The following is a 13239-nucleotide window of genomic DNA, read 5'->3' on the forward strand; positions in this document are numbered from 1 at the left end:
TAACAACATGAAAAAAGTAGTCGTTTTTTTGGTGGTCAATTTGCTCCGGAAAGTGGTGGTCAGTTTGAACCGAAACTGGTGGTCAATTTAAACTGGAATTAGGTGGTCAATTTGACCGTTTTTTCCAGCCTATAAAATAAAGGCACTCCACAAAAGGTTCAAATCCCACCGTGGTCACGAATGAATTCTTTAAATAAAAAAAACACCAAGCTCGCTTGAGTGTTTTTTTTATTTAAAGGATTTTCAAAGCGGAGCTTTGTTGGGAAAGGCGAAGCCAATCCCATTGGTAAAAAAGGAGCTTTGCTGGGAAAGATCAAGCCAATCTCATTGCAAAACAGAGTTTTATAGAAAATACTAGTCAATCGAATAGTAGTAACGTAAGAAAAAGAGTAAATTCAAATGAGTTTGCTCTTTTTTAATGAAGTTTTCATTCAAAAACGAATTCTCATATATATTTTGTTAAATTTGTTTAACTAATTTTTGTAAAAGATGAACAATATTAAGAATGTTTTTAGTATTAAAGACTTGGAAAACCTTACCGGAATCAAGGCACATACCATAAGAATATGGGAAAAAAGATATAACGTTCTTGAACCTATGAGAACTGAAACTAACATTCGTTTATATGATATTGAAAATCTTCAAAAGCTTTTAAATATAACTTTACTTCACAAACACGGCTATAAAATTTCCAATATTTCAAAACTGCCAGACAATAAAATCCCTCAATTAGTTAACGAAATCATCTCGGATAAAAGTGTCAAAAATCATGCAATGAGTTCCTTTAAGATGGCGATGATGAATTTTGATCAGGTCTTGTTTTTGAGTACTTATGACAAACTACTTTCCGAGAAATCTTTTCGTGAAGTTTTCTTTGAAATTTTCATTCCTTTAATTGGAGAAATTGGGTATTTATGGCAAACTAATACAATTTCTATTGCTCATGAACACTTCATAAGCTACTTAATCAAACAGAAATTATTAATCAATACCGAGAAACTTCAAGTACTAACGCCTACTCGTCATGACAAAGTATTTGTTTTGTATTTACCTGATAATGAAATACACGAACTGGGCTTAATGTATTTGAATTATGAAATACAGCTCAACGGCTACAAAACAATATATTTGGGAGAAAGTGTTCCAACTGAAAGTTTAAAAGATGTGAAGAAATATTTTGACAACATCACATATGTATGTTATATGACTGTTGAACCAAACCCTTCAGTTGTTAATAAATATATAAAAGAAATCAAAAAAGAAGTACTGGACGATGATTCCAATTTTTGGGTAATCGGACGAATTGTAGAAAGCATTGACACGAGTTTAGAGTCTGAAAATATGACTATATTTAAATCTATTAATGACATTGTCGCACTTTTATAATAGTTAAATAATTTTATTTGTTTAACTTTTTTGTATATTTGTTAAACAATTATGAAAAAAGAAATCAAAATAATCGGTTCCGGGTTTTCTTCACTTGCTGCTTCCTGCTATTTGGCGCAACAAGGACATCATGTTTCCGTTTACGAAAAAAATGCTACTATTGGCGGCAGAGCACGTCAGTTGAAAAAAGAAGGATTTACCTTCGACATTGGACCAACCTGGTATTGGATGCCTGATGTTTTTGAGCGCTTCTTTGCCGATTTTGGTAAAAAACCTTCTGACTATTACGAATTAATAAAACTTTCACCAGCATATCAGGTATATTTTGGAGTAAAAGATTTTGTTACTATTTCAGATAATCTTCCTGAAATTATTACAACTTTTGAAGCTATAGAAAAAGACAGTGGTCAAAAACTAGCTTCATTTATGAACGAAGCCAAAAGCAATTATGAAATTGCCATCAAAGACTTGGTGTATCGCCCTGCAATCTCTCCATTAGAATTGGTCACTTTGGAAACCGCCAAAAAAGTAAACCAGTTTTTTGGAAACATCTCAAAAGACATTCGCAAAAAATTTAAAAACCAGAAACTAATCCAAATCTTAGAATTTCCCGTACTTTTTCTTGGAGCAAAACCATCAGACACTCCGTCATTTTATAGTTTTATGAATTTTGCAGATTTTGGTTTGGGAACCTGGCATCCAAAAAACGGAATGTACAGCGTGATTTTGGCAATGGAAAAATTAGCCAAAGAGCTTGGCGTGTCTATACATACCAACTCCAATATTGAAAAAATCTTAGTCGAAAATGGCACTGCAAATGGACTGATTGTTAATGGTGAAACTATAAAAGGCGACATTATTTTGAGCGGCGCCGATTACCATCATAGCGAAAGTTTGATGGATGAAAAGTATCGAGCCTATTCGGAAAATTATTGGGAGAATAGAACATTTGCTCCTTCTTCACTCCTATTCTATGTTGGATTTGACAAAAAAATAGAAAATGTAGAACATCATACTTTGTTTTTTGATGTTGATTTTGATGTTCATGCTTCCGCAATTTATGACAATCCGAAATGGCCTGACGAACCATTATTCTACGCCAGTTTTCCATCAAAAACTGATGCAGATTCTGCACCTGCCGGAAAAGAAGCCGGAATATTTTTGATTCCGTTAGCGCCTGGATTGAACGATACTCCAGAATTAAGAGAAAAATATTTCGAAAAAATCATTACCCGTTTTGAAAAACTAACGCAGCAATCTCTAAAAGACAGCATTATTTTCAAAGAATCGTTTTGCGTGAACGATTTTATAAAAGAGTACAATTCGTATAAAGGAAATGCTTATGGCCTGGCCAATACTTTAATGCAAACCGCTTTTTTAAGGCCCAAATTAAAAAGTAAGAGGGTTAAAAATCTCTTTTTTACCGGACAGTTAACTGTTCCCGGACCTGGTGTTCCGCCAGCTCTAATCTCAGGAAAACTAGTCGCAGATCTGATTCAAAAAAATCTTTAATTTACCAGACATTATGAAATCTCTTTTTGATAAAATATCATTCGATTGTAGCAGAAATGTAACTAAATCCTATAGTACATCGTTTTCTGCTGCAGTAAAAATGTTGGCACCAGGCATTCGCCAGGACATTTATAATGTTTATGGATTTGTGCGTTTTGCTGACGAAATTGTCGACACATTTCATGACTATGACAAACAAACCCTTTTTGAAATGTTTGAAAAAGATTTGGAAAGTGCTCTGCAGAACAAGATAAGTTTGAATCCGGTGCTCAATTCATTCCAGCACACTGTTCATAAATATGGTATTCCGAAAAGTATGATTACTGCTTTTATGAACAGCATGAAATTGGATTTGTATAAAAAAGAATACACGACAATTGATGAATTTAATAATTACATTTATGGTTCGGCTGATGTTGTTGGATTGATGTGCCTGAAAGTTTTTGTAAAAGGTGATGACAAAAAGTTTGAAGAACTTGAACATTCGGCAATGCGTTTGGGTTCGGCTTTTCAGAAGGTAAATTTCCTTAGGGATTTAAAGACAGACTTTGAAGATTTAAATCGGACTTATTTCCCTAATACAGATTTATCGCGTTTGGATGAGCATTCAAAAGCTGCTATTATCACAGAAATTGAAGCCGATTTCGAAGCAGGTTTTCAGGGAATTTTAAAATTGCCTTTGGAAGCAAAATTCGGAGTTTATACAGCTTTTATTTATTACAAAAAGCTATTGTCGAAGTTGAAAAAAACGCCTTCCATAGAAATCAAAAACACTCGAATCCGTGTTCCTGATTATCAAAAATTTGGGCTTTTGGCAAAGTGTTATGTTAATTATCGTTTGAATTTATTATAGAAATCATGCTAGTAAATGTTTTAGTTTTTATCCTTACGTTTTGCATCATGGAATTCATGGCGTGGTTCAGCCATAAATATATCATGCATGGCTTTCTTTGGAATTTACATGCTGATCACCACAAAAAAGACCATGATTCCTGGTTTGAAAGAAACGATGCCTTTTTTATTTTTTATGCCGTTATAAGTATTGGTTTCTTTCTGCTCTGGCAATACAATTTCCTGGAAATTGGCTTAGCGATTGGAATTGGAATCTTTGCTTATGGTTTATCTTATTTCATTGTCCACGATATTTTTATTCATCAGCGATTTAAGCTGTTTAGAAATGCTGATAATCGTTATGCAAAAGCGGTCAGAAGAGCGCACAAAATGCATCACAAACATCTTGGCAAAGCAGATGGCGAATGTTTTGGAATGTTGGTTGTTCCGTTTAAATATTTTAAAAAATAAAAGGCGGGATAAATCCCGCCTCTTTTCAAAATAACTAACCTCAAATATATTATTTAATTAAACCCTGCAGTGGTTTCAATTGTTCCATATTAACATTGGAACTTTTCAATAATGAAATCATGTTTATGATATTATTTGGATTCATATCATTTCCAAGAATTCTAACTACTGCAAATCCGTTTTCTTTCCTTTTAGCAAAAAGTACGAACTCATTTATATGATTCTCATCGCCAACAAAACTTACCGAAGCACCATCTTTACCAGAACCCACTTTCATCAACTCCTGATACTTTTCATTCTTCAACATTTGAGTCACTTTCTGGCTTTCAACATCATATTGTGCTCTGTTAGTTGAATCCGATTTAAAAGCTAGAATGTTCATTTTATCAAATGATCCTATAGCTGTTTTTTGCTCGACAGTCAGCTTCGTTTTATCAATATTTAAGATACTTGAAGAAACATCCAACGCGATGAATTCTTTCTTTTCAGAACTTTCTACAAAATATTTTTGAAGCGATGGTTCGCTATTACAACTTGACAAGAATAATGAAACAAATATGGCGAGGTAAAGTGCAATTTTATTCACGATTTTAATATTGTTTTTTTGGTGTTCATGAATCGTTGATTTCATGGCTGTTTATTTTTTTCCTTTTGAAGCTTTTTTCAAATCATCGCCACCAGGTAAATTCATTTTATCTGTCAATACTGAAAGCTCGTTCAAATCAAAATCACCTGTTAACGACATCAAAACTGATTGATTTTTTGGACCAGCACCATCAACAAACATCAACAGTTCTTTGACTTGTGATTCTGAAGAACCGGATTTTACATAAATCTTTACACTTTTACCTTTTTCTGTCATTCTCATTAATTCTTCCAATGCGGATGATTTGATGTATTTTTCAGAAGTAGCTCTCATTTCATCAGCTTTCTTATCGTTTTCTGTTACAAAAACTTTTAAGTTATCTAACTTTTTGATAAGGTTTACATATTGTTGTGTTTCCTTATCTTTAACTTCCATTTTGCTTAAAAGCGTAAACATTTTCTTGTTGACAATAACGGTAGCGATATTATCCTGACCATCAAACTTGTCGAAAACGCTTTGTGCAAAAAAAGTGTTTGCACTTAAAACTAATACTAAACTTAAAAATATCTTTCTCATGATTTCTATTTAATTATTTTTTAAAAATTTTGTTTTTTGATTTTTCATATTCATTTATATATTCCATGCTTCCGATGCCTTTATTTACGCTTTCCGAGATCATAGCCAACGCTTTTTGCGTTTCCCTGAAGGCTACTTCCGGATCATCAATTGTCCCTAAATCTTGATATTCAGGCTGATTATAATGACTGAATGTAAATAAACCCACGCCAAGTAAAACTATCACAGATGCAGCAACAGATAACCAAACTACGCTTTTGCGTTTGTTAGTTTTTAATGGAATCGTTGCGGTAAACTGTTCTTGTTTTGCTTGAATGGCATAACCAAATATTGGTTTGTATTGTTCCAAATGCTGCGCAACATCTGAAGAAGCAAAGTAATCTTTCAATTCTTTTTCTTCTGCAATACTGCTTTCTGCCTCAAAGTATTTTTCTAGTAAATTTTCTATTCTATCCAATGCCATAATGATGTGTTTTTATCATTTTTTCTCTTATTACTTTTCGTGCTCTCGACAATGCTGTACGAATGGCTTGCTCATTCATTTCTAAAACCTTACCAATTTCTTCAAATTCCATTTCTTCAATGTCTCTCATTTGAACAATCAGCTTCTGCTGTTCCGGCAAGTTGTTCATTATTTTTTCAACCCAATTCCAAGTATCACTGTCTTCAATTTTTTGCTGTAAACTGGCTTCTCTGTCAGTGAAATTATTGTGAACAATTTTCATGTTGCCCGCTCGTTTGGATTTCAATTGATCTAAACAATAATTTTTAGTCATTGTCATCGCAACAGCTTCTACACTTTTGTATTCACCCAGACTTTCATTCCTGTTCCATAATTTTACCAAAACTTCCTGAGTTGCGTCTTCGGCTTCTTCGGTGCTAACGAGTAATCGTTTTGCTACCCGAAAGAGCTTATCCTTAAAAGGATTTACAAGTTGCATAAACTCATTTTGGTTCATTGAAAACTAGTTTGGTTGTTGGTTACAAGGTCAAGACGACACACATTTTTATTTGTTACAAACAAAATAAAATTATTAATCTAAACTTCGTAAATTTACGTTTATTAAAATAAAGAATTGTTATGAAAAAAATTGCTATATCTTCATTATTACTATTCTTATTTGTGATTCCTTTTGGTTGTTCCGATATGGATGACAATGCGGTTCCGGCTAATATTGAAATAAAAGATTTTGTCTGGAAAGGCATGAATTTATATTATTTGTGGCAGGCTGATGTTCCTGATTTAGCTGATGACAGATTTGCTAATCAGTCGCAATTAAATAATTTTCTGGAAACTTATGAAACACCGGAAAATTTGTTCAATCATCTTCGTGTTGCTCCGTCTATTGATAGATTTAGTGTGATTTATAGTGACTACACTGTTTTGGAAGGCATACTTTCGGGTACTACTTTAAACAACGGAATGGATTATGGATTGCGCTACAAAACAGGTAGCACAACCGATATTTATGGTTGGGTTCGTTATGTATTACCCAATTCGGATGCAGAAAACAAATACGTAGAACGTGGCCATATTTTTTACGCCATTGACGGAACGCCTCTAACCGTAGATAATTACAGAACACTATTGGCAAGTGATACGTACACCATAAATTTGGCCGATTATAACGGCGGCGCCATTACACCTAACGGACAATCAATTACACTGACCAAAAGCAACTTGGCTGAAAATCCTATATTACTAAGCACAGTTATCAATCAGGGAACGCACAATATTGGCTACTTAATGTACAACGGATTTTATCCCAATTATGAAAGTCAGTTAAATACCACGTTTGGTTCATTTGTTTCACAAAATGTGACCGATTTAGTATTGGATTTACGCTATAATTCTGGTGGTTCTGTGGCAACAGCAACAAAGTTGGCAAGTATGATTACCGGGCAATTCTCCGGGCAGGTATTTTCAAAAGAACAATGGAATGCCAAAGCTCAGGCTTATTTCTTAGCCAACAATCCAGGTTCATTAGAAAATAAATTTGTTTCCGGCTTAAACGGTTTGCATCTCAGCAAAATATATATTTTAACAACCAAAGCGACAGCTTCGGCAAGTGAATTAGTAGTTAATTGTTTGAAACCCTATATAGACGTAGTTCAGATTGGAGATTTAACAACTGGGAAAAATGTAGGTTCAATAACTTTATACGACTCACCTACTTTTGCCAAAACTAATGTGAATCCGAATCACAAATATGCAATGCAACCAATAGTGTTGAAAATTGTAGATAAGAATGGATTGGGAGATTATACAGCAGGTATCATACCAACGACTTTATTACCGGAAAGTTTGAGCAGTCTTGGTATTTTAGGCGATGTTGATGAACCTTTATTAAGCGCTGCCATCAACCAAATAATCGCCAGCGGAAAAATGCTGCCACAAGTGCCTGGTGTTATAGAGCGGGATTTTACAGATGCTAAATCAATAAATCCATTGCGAAGCGAGATGTATGTTGAGAACAAATAGATGAAAAATATACTCCTGATATTTGTAATGGTAGCATCTTATTTCTCTTCTGCGGCTCAAATTAAAATTGAACTGAAAACACCTGTTGAAAAAAGAAGGGATTATATTTTTATCAAACCATCAGACACTGTCTATGTCAAGGTAGGACATAGTGAAGATATGGGAGCTTGGGGTTCTATACGTTATTACCTAAAGCAAAATATCCCCGACGGCGCCTATGACATTTATCTTGACGACTCCTTAGCTACTTCAGGTTTTATTAAGAACTTTCAAAAAGCCGGACAATGGCATGAGTATTATCCGGATGGAACTCTAAAATCAATTACAGGTTTTAGAAAAGGGAAATTACATGGTAAAATACAGTTTTACAACAGAAACGGAAGTATTAAAACCATTGACAACTACAAAGCCGGGAAACAAATTTGGCGGGAAGTCTATGATAATAACGGAAAATTACAATCCAAAACCCATTATTATGAACACTTATCTTAGGATGCCTGACCTTTAAAATACTATGAGAGCACAACTACTGTTATTTATCTGCCTAATTTCAGTTCCCTCAGCCGCACAGCATTGCGGTTGGGACAGCTTACATCTTATTGTGGTAAATGTCGAAGATGAAGAAACCCGCCAACCCATAAACGGGCTTACACTTACGCTAACCGATGCTTCTCGTAACCCCTACATCCATAAAGGAAATACAAATCCAAGTTCACTGCTGAAAAATTATCCGCAAAAGGACACCCTGATTTTTAGTCAAAACTTAGACACAAATACTCCACGTAACCCAAAAGACAGGATTGGTGAAATAGCGTACTCCTATTATTTCTTGGTTGTTTACTTCAACAATTATCAAAATATCAGAAAAAAAGCTGGAGACCAGATTAAAATTGAAGATCCTACTGGGAAGTATCGAACACGATTTATTCCTTTAGAGCCGATCAATATAATTAGTTTATGCGGGGATTATGATAATGGAACCTATATGGATAAAGAGATAAAAACCTCTTTGCAGTGGCCTTTTGCCTTTTCCCCTTTAACTGTTATTGGAAAAATTGCTGACCCTATACAAATAGTTCAACTCGAATCGGGTAGCGAATACAGTGGCGATTCCTTCTTTGTTAGTTACTACGTAAATAAAGATAATGTCACTGTTCCCGCCTTTTTTAAAAAATCAGCAACATATTGTACGGTCTATGAATTACTCGCCGATTATAATTTTGGCGAAATTAAAATGGAAGACAACGACCATTACCTGGCTATTAACAGCAGCCATATGTTCGGCAGCAGTAATCACTCCGAGAACAGTTCGAATCTCTGTATCGTAGATTTGAAACAAATGAGTTCGGTCACTTTTAGTACCTCCTATAATGAAGAAAACTGGAATGAAGACAGCCCTCTGGATAAGGAAAGCTGTGTGTGCGATATCTTCATCAAAAACAACCAACTCCATGTGAAAAGAACAGTATCTGCCAACTTTTCCTATGATCTCTATGAATATATAGAAACGGGTATCTATGACATCCAAAACGGAGCAATTACCCGAGTAAAAAACAGTCCTTTGCCGGTAAAGATAAACCCGAAAAAAAAAGGGAATAAAACTAAAAAGTGAGCGGACATCTACAAACGAATATTTAATGCCTCGAATAGGGAATGTTTTATATATTTGGAAACCGCAATCTAAATTGCATTAATGCAGAAATGCAATTTAATAAAACCATAACATGATCGTTAAAGACAAACTAAAAAGCATCATTAATAAGCTTCCATATATAAAAAGCATTTACCAGGAAAATCAACAGTTTAAGAAGAATTCCTGCTTTCCGGCTGGCCATTATTACTCTACAATTGTCTCCGTTGATGAAATAAAAAAAAGAGAAGCTTCCATTTGGAAAAATGAAGATGTTGATGGAATACTCGGGATCAATCTTAAAACCGAAAATCAACTTGATTTAATAAAATCTTTTTATCAATACTATAACGATATTCCATTCACTGATAAAAAAAATGAAAATGGTCGGTATTATTATGAAAATGAATATTATTCATATACTGATGCAATAGTTCTTTATTCAATGATAAGACATTATAAACCAAAGCAAATTATCGAGATAGGCTCCGGTTTTTCTTCATCGGTAATGTTGGATACGAATGAATTCTTTTTTGACAATCAGATTAACTTAACGTTCATTGAGCCATACACACAAAGATTAAATTCGATATTAAAAGAAAATGACAAAGCGTCGACGACTATTATCGAAAGTGATGTTCAATTGATATCTGTAGAAGTTTTTGAAAAGCTAAATGCTGGTGACATCCTATTTATCGACAGCACACACGTTGCAAAGACCGGCAGTGATGTTAATTATATAATTTTTGAAATTTTACCACGATTAAAAAGTGGTGTTCTGATACATTTTCACGACATCTTTTACCCTTTTGAATATTTAAGGGAATGGGTTTTTAAGGGTAAAAACTGGAATGAAGATTATTTTTTAAAAGCCTTTTTAATGTACAATAATGAGTTTGAAATAAAATTATTTTCTCATTATCTGCACAAACATCATTCAGCAATATTTGAAAGTATGCCATTGTGTTATAAGAACGGCGGTGGTAATTTTTGGTTAGAAAAAAAATAGTATTTGGGTAATCCACCAATCAAATAAAAAGCACTCTTTTTGGGTGCTTTTTTATTTAAAATTTAATATTTTACATTGTGCGCACTGGTTCTTGGTGGCTTTCCGGTACCGTTTGTTGCACCGTTGGTTCCCGTTCTATCAGAAGAGGTTCCGTGATTTGAATATTGATTGGCTGCACATGAGAATAATACCAATGCCATAAATGCCAATAAACCTGTTCGGATGTTAAGTAAAGTTTTCATAATCAATTATTTTGAGTTAGTATAAATGTACTTCCTTATCAACTCAAAATCCTTATAATTTTAAAAGTTAATCTTATACAATTTCAACAAATCCAATTTTATTATTTCAATAATGAATAAAAAGGCTTTGCTTTTTATTGTAGTTTTTTCGTACATTTATATTTATATTTCGAAATTATGAAATGGAGCGCAAAAGGGATTAAATACAAAGGCGAGAACAGGATTGCAGTTTATTTTGAAAAAAACAACGACCTGATTGACCGTATAAAAAAGCTAGATGGCTCAAGATGGAGCCAAAGCTTACAAGTTTGGCATTTACCAGATACAGAATACTACCGGAAGCAATTTGGGCTGGCATTAGCGGAAGAGAGTATGCCGTCAAGTGAAGGTATTAAAGGTATTGAACAGTTCAAAAGATATTTAAGGTCAAAACGATATAGCGAGAGTACCATTAAAACTTATGGCGAAGCTTTGAAATCGTTTTTGGTTTTTTACAGACAGAAATCAATAAATGCCATTGATAATGATGATGTTATTGTGTATAATAATGAGCATATATTGAAGAATAATTTATCGGCTTCTTATCAGAATCAAATTGTGAACGCTATCAAATTATTTTTTTTGGTAGTGAAAGACTCCAAAATAGATTTGGAAAAAGTGCATCGTCCTAAAAGAGCTAAAGTTTTACCCAATGTATTGAGTAAGCAAGAAGTCAAAGCTATTCTGGAAGCTCATAGTAATATGAAACACAGAACGATGTTGTGTATGATATATAGTTGTGGGTTGCGTTGCGGCGAGTTACTTGCTTTACGGCCCGTTCATATTGATTCAAAGCGTCAAATTGTTTTGCTAAAAAATGCAAAAGGGAAAAAAGACCGCATAGCGCCGCTTAGTCCTAAGATATTGGCAATGCTGAGAGATTATTATTCCGTTTATAAACCGGTCACCTACTTGTTTGAAGGCAGGCAACCAGGTTTTGCATATGATCCGAGGAGTTTACAGCAAGTATTAAAACTGGCTTTAGAAAAAGCTGCCATTAGCAAGCCTGCGACACTGCATTGGTTACGACATAGTTATGCCACACATTTGTTAGAAAGCGGCACTGATTTGAGGTATATACAAGAATTACTTGGACATAACAGTAGTAAGACCACCGAAATCTATACCCATGTTAGTACAAAAAGTATTCAACAGATTAAAAGCCCATTTGATGATTTATAAAAAAGGATTATATTTGAAAGACAATACGCCACAAAACAGCGACAATCTACCCCATTTAGGGTGCATACACGCTATTTTATAGCGGGTATATACAAGTTGTAGGCAAGTTTACCAGAAATTAATCAGAAAATAATCCGTAATGAAAAAGATAATTTTAATTCTATTAATATTTTCAATCTTGAGTTGTGAAAGACAAAATCAAGATTCAAATCAAGCTGTCGAAAAACTTCAATCGGAAAATATTGTGCTTAAACAGAAAAATGATTCACTCAATGGAGAATTGAAAAAAGCAAAAATGTCGAAAAATTACTGGTTTGATGTTGAATTTGAAGGAATAGATTTCGTGAAAAAAGGAATAGAAAATCCCGAAAAGTATATTGAAAATTCATTACGTGAAAATCCAAATTTGATACCTTTGGAGCCAACTTTAGGCGGAAAAATGATGTTCGAAAATATTCAAATTCTTGGAGATAAATGGTTAATTGCAGATTATAGTGATGGACATGTTTCTGGAAGAACAATTTACAGTTATAAACTAAATAGAAATAACAAATTCGAGTTTAAAGCGTTGAATTCAATTGCACCGGAATAAAAAACCTGCCTACAACAGCTGTTTCTCGCAATTGCGAATTTTGTTGTAAGTTCACGTTCACGTTTCGCAAGAAATATTATCTTTAACGGAAAATAATTCGTTCCGAAGCTCGCAACTGACGAGAAGCAGCGAAACGTTATAACTCAGCGTTTCTTTACGCAACAACTTTTGCTTAAGCTTCACTCCTATTTTTTCGCATTTTATTGAAAAAGAAATGGAAATTTAGAATAGAATTTGTTGCGCTAGATTATTGAATTTAGAAAATTTTGCGTGGAATTTATTGAGGAATCTTTTGCAGAATAGTTTGTGGTAAAAGTTTGTAGAAATTGAAAGTCGAAAAGTTTGCGAAAAATTAATTTGTTGAAAACGAAGCAGAATTTGTTTGCGCCAAAATGGAAAGTGGAATTTGAATGTGGAAAATGGAATCTGAAAAGTATTGCGTGATATTGAAAATCAAACGCCGAAGTTATAACAGCCGTTTCAAGAAATTGCGAAATATGTAGTGAATTCATGTTTTTCTTTCGCAAGAAATTTTATCTTAGCCGAAAGTACGCGGTTCCGAAGTTCGCAACTTCTTGAAGCGGCAAAACGTTAACTGCAAGTTGCACCGAGCGCGGTTTCAAAGGAAATTTAGTTAAATATTAAAGTTTAGGTTTCGTAAAATACATTTGAAAATCATTCTTCAGAAAATAATTCGTAAC

15 protein-coding genes are annotated in these 13239 nt (G+C 33.9%); 10 read left to right on the forward strand and 5 right to left on the reverse strand.

Features of this window, described 5'->3' with window-relative positions:
- Window positions 1-489 precede the first annotated feature (489 nt).
- Genes ABIQ27_RS02900 through ABIQ27_RS02915 form a run of 4 tightly spaced genes read left to right on the forward strand, consistent with a single transcriptional unit; the run spans window position 490 to window position 4200 of the window.
- A complete protein-coding gene (locus tag ABIQ27_RS02900) occupies window positions 490-1386 on the forward strand; it encodes a MerR family transcriptional regulator (protein WP_348031889.1) in 897 nt (298 codons plus the stop codon).
- 51 nt (window positions 1387-1437) lie between these two features.
- Complete coding sequence (crtI, locus tag ABIQ27_RS02905) at window positions 1438-2898, forward strand: phytoene desaturase family protein (RefSeq protein ID WP_348031891.1); 1461 nt, start codon at window positions 1438-1440, stop codon at window positions 2896-2898.
- 13 nt (window positions 2899-2911) lie between these two features.
- On the forward strand, window positions 2912-3751 hold the full coding sequence (locus ABIQ27_RS02910) for a phytoene/squalene synthase family protein (RefSeq protein WP_348031893.1): 840 nt from the start codon (window positions 2912-2914) through the stop codon (window positions 3749-3751).
- A 5-nt stretch (window positions 3752-3756) separates the two neighbouring features.
- A complete protein-coding gene (locus ABIQ27_RS02915) occupies window positions 3757-4200 on the forward strand; it encodes a sterol desaturase family protein (protein ID WP_348031895.1) in 444 nt (147 codons plus the stop codon).
- A 49-nt stretch (window positions 4201-4249) separates the two neighbouring features.
- Here the strand turns inward: ABIQ27_RS02915 and ABIQ27_RS02920 are convergent, their stop codons facing one another.
- Genes ABIQ27_RS02920 through ABIQ27_RS02935 form a run of 4 tightly spaced genes read right to left on the reverse strand, consistent with a single transcriptional unit; the run spans window position 4250 to window position 6321 of the window.
- Window positions 4250-4831 carry a DUF4252 domain-containing protein gene (locus tag ABIQ27_RS02920; RefSeq protein ID WP_348031897.1) on the reverse strand — a complete coding sequence of 194 codons (582 nt, stop codon included), beginning with the start codon at window positions 4829-4831 and terminating at the stop codon, window positions 4250-4252.
- 6 nt (window positions 4832-4837) lie between these two features.
- Window positions 4838-5362, reverse strand: coding sequence for a DUF4252 domain-containing protein (locus tag ABIQ27_RS02925; protein ID WP_348031899.1), 525 nt, complete (start codon window positions 5360-5362; stop codon window positions 4838-4840).
- A 13-nt stretch (window positions 5363-5375) separates the two neighbouring features.
- Window positions 5376-5825: a hypothetical protein gene (locus ABIQ27_RS02930; RefSeq protein ID WP_348031901.1), complete on the reverse strand. Its 450-nt coding sequence runs from the start codon at window positions 5823-5825 to the stop codon at window positions 5376-5378.
- Complete coding sequence (locus ABIQ27_RS02935) at window positions 5812-6321, reverse strand: sigma-70 family RNA polymerase sigma factor (RefSeq protein ID WP_348031903.1); 510 nt, start codon at window positions 6319-6321, stop codon at window positions 5812-5814. The genes ABIQ27_RS02930 and ABIQ27_RS02935 overlap by 14 nt, the downstream gene beginning before the upstream one ends.
- A 122-nt stretch (window positions 6322-6443) precedes the next feature.
- Here ABIQ27_RS02935 and ABIQ27_RS02940 point away from each other — a divergent pair, with 122 nt between their 5' ends.
- The 4 genes from ABIQ27_RS02940 (at window position 6444) to ABIQ27_RS02955 (ending at window position 10483) form a co-directional block, all read left to right on the forward strand.
- The gene (locus ABIQ27_RS02940) at window positions 6444-7844 is read left to right on the forward strand and encodes a S41 family peptidase (protein WP_348031905.1); all 1401 of its coding nucleotides are present in this window, start codon (window positions 6444-6446) and stop codon (window positions 7842-7844) included.
- Window positions 7845-8336 (forward strand): hypothetical protein, encoded by a 492-nt coding sequence (locus tag ABIQ27_RS02945; protein WP_348031907.1) that lies wholly within the window; start codon window positions 7845-7847, stop codon window positions 8334-8336. It abuts the gene before it with no gap.
- 22 nt (window positions 8337-8358) lie between these two features.
- Window positions 8359-9456: a hypothetical protein gene (locus ABIQ27_RS02950; protein ID WP_348031909.1), complete on the forward strand. Its 1098-nt coding sequence runs from the start codon at window positions 8359-8361 to the stop codon at window positions 9454-9456.
- Window positions 9457-9568: 112 nt separating this feature from the next.
- Window positions 9569-10483: a class I SAM-dependent methyltransferase gene (locus tag ABIQ27_RS02955; protein ID WP_348031911.1), complete on the forward strand. Its 915-nt coding sequence runs from the start codon at window positions 9569-9571 to the stop codon at window positions 10481-10483.
- Window positions 10484-10545: 62 nt separating this feature from the next.
- Here the strand turns inward: ABIQ27_RS02955 and ABIQ27_RS02960 are convergent, their stop codons facing one another.
- On the reverse strand, window positions 10546-10725 hold the full coding sequence (locus ABIQ27_RS02960; protein ID WP_348031915.1) for a hypothetical protein: 180 nt from the start codon (window positions 10723-10725) through the stop codon (window positions 10546-10548).
- Window positions 10726-10902: 177 nt separating this feature from the next.
- On the opposite strand from ABIQ27_RS02960, the gene ABIQ27_RS02965 reads away from it, so the two are divergent.
- Window positions 10903-11946, forward strand: coding sequence for a site-specific integrase (locus ABIQ27_RS02965; RefSeq protein WP_348031917.1), 1044 nt, complete (start codon window positions 10903-10905; stop codon window positions 11944-11946).
- A 139-nt stretch (window positions 11947-12085) separates the two neighbouring features.
- Complete coding sequence (locus ABIQ27_RS02970) at window positions 12086-12538, forward strand: hypothetical protein (RefSeq protein WP_348031918.1); 453 nt, start codon at window positions 12086-12088, stop codon at window positions 12536-12538.
- Window positions 12539-13239: the final 701 nt, after the last annotated feature.

The organism is Flavobacterium sp. (genome assembly GCF_039916025.1).
Taxonomy (GTDB): domain Bacteria; phylum Bacteroidota; class Bacteroidia; order Flavobacteriales; family Flavobacteriaceae; genus Flavobacterium.

Bases quoted from the DNA above. Each gene is read 5' to 3' on its own strand.
- ABIQ27_RS02920 (WP_348031897.1), bottom strand. From the start codon at position 4,831: ATGAAATCAACGATTCATGAACACCAAAAAAACAATATTAAAATCGTG.
- ABIQ27_RS02900 (WP_348031889.1), top strand. From the start codon at position 490: ATGAACAATATTAAGAATGTTTTTAGTATTAAAGACTTGGAAAACCTT.
- ABIQ27_RS02965 (WP_348031917.1), top strand. From the start codon at position 10,903: ATGAAATGGAGCGCAAAAGGGATTAAATACAAAGGCGAGAACAGGATT.
- ABIQ27_RS02910 (WP_348031893.1), top strand. From the start codon at position 2,912: ATGAAATCTCTTTTTGATAAAATATCATTCGATTGTAGCAGAAATGTA.
- ABIQ27_RS02930 (WP_348031901.1), bottom strand. From the start codon at position 5,825: ATGGCATTGGATAGAATAGAAAATTTACTAGAAAAATACTTTGAGGCA.
- ABIQ27_RS02935 (WP_348031903.1), bottom strand. From the start codon at position 6,321: ATGAACCAAAATGAGTTTATGCAACTTGTAAATCCTTTTAAGGATAAG.
- ABIQ27_RS02925 (WP_348031899.1), bottom strand. From the start codon at position 5,362: ATGAGAAAGATATTTTTAAGTTTAGTATTAGTTTTAAGTGCAAACACT.
- ABIQ27_RS02915 (WP_348031895.1), top strand. From the start codon at position 3,757: ATGCTAGTAAATGTTTTAGTTTTTATCCTTACGTTTTGCATCATGGAA.
- ABIQ27_RS02960 (WP_348031915.1), bottom strand. From the start codon at position 10,725: ATGAAAACTTTACTTAACATCCGAACAGGTTTATTGGCATTTATGGCA.
- ABIQ27_RS02970 (WP_348031918.1), top strand. From the start codon at position 12,086: ATGAAAAAGATAATTTTAATTCTATTAATATTTTCAATCTTGAGTTGT.
- ABIQ27_RS02955 (WP_348031911.1), top strand. From the start codon at position 9,569: ATGATCGTTAAAGACAAACTAAAAAGCATCATTAATAAGCTTCCATAT.
- crtI (WP_348031891.1), top strand. From the start codon at position 1,438: ATGAAAAAAGAAATCAAAATAATCGGTTCCGGGTTTTCTTCACTTGCT.
- ABIQ27_RS02940 (WP_348031905.1), top strand. From the start codon at position 6,444: ATGAAAAAAATTGCTATATCTTCATTATTACTATTCTTATTTGTGATT.
- ABIQ27_RS02945 (WP_348031907.1), top strand. From the start codon at position 7,845: ATGAAAAATATACTCCTGATATTTGTAATGGTAGCATCTTATTTCTCT.
- ABIQ27_RS02950 (WP_348031909.1), top strand. From the start codon at position 8,359: ATGAGAGCACAACTACTGTTATTTATCTGCCTAATTTCAGTTCCCTCA.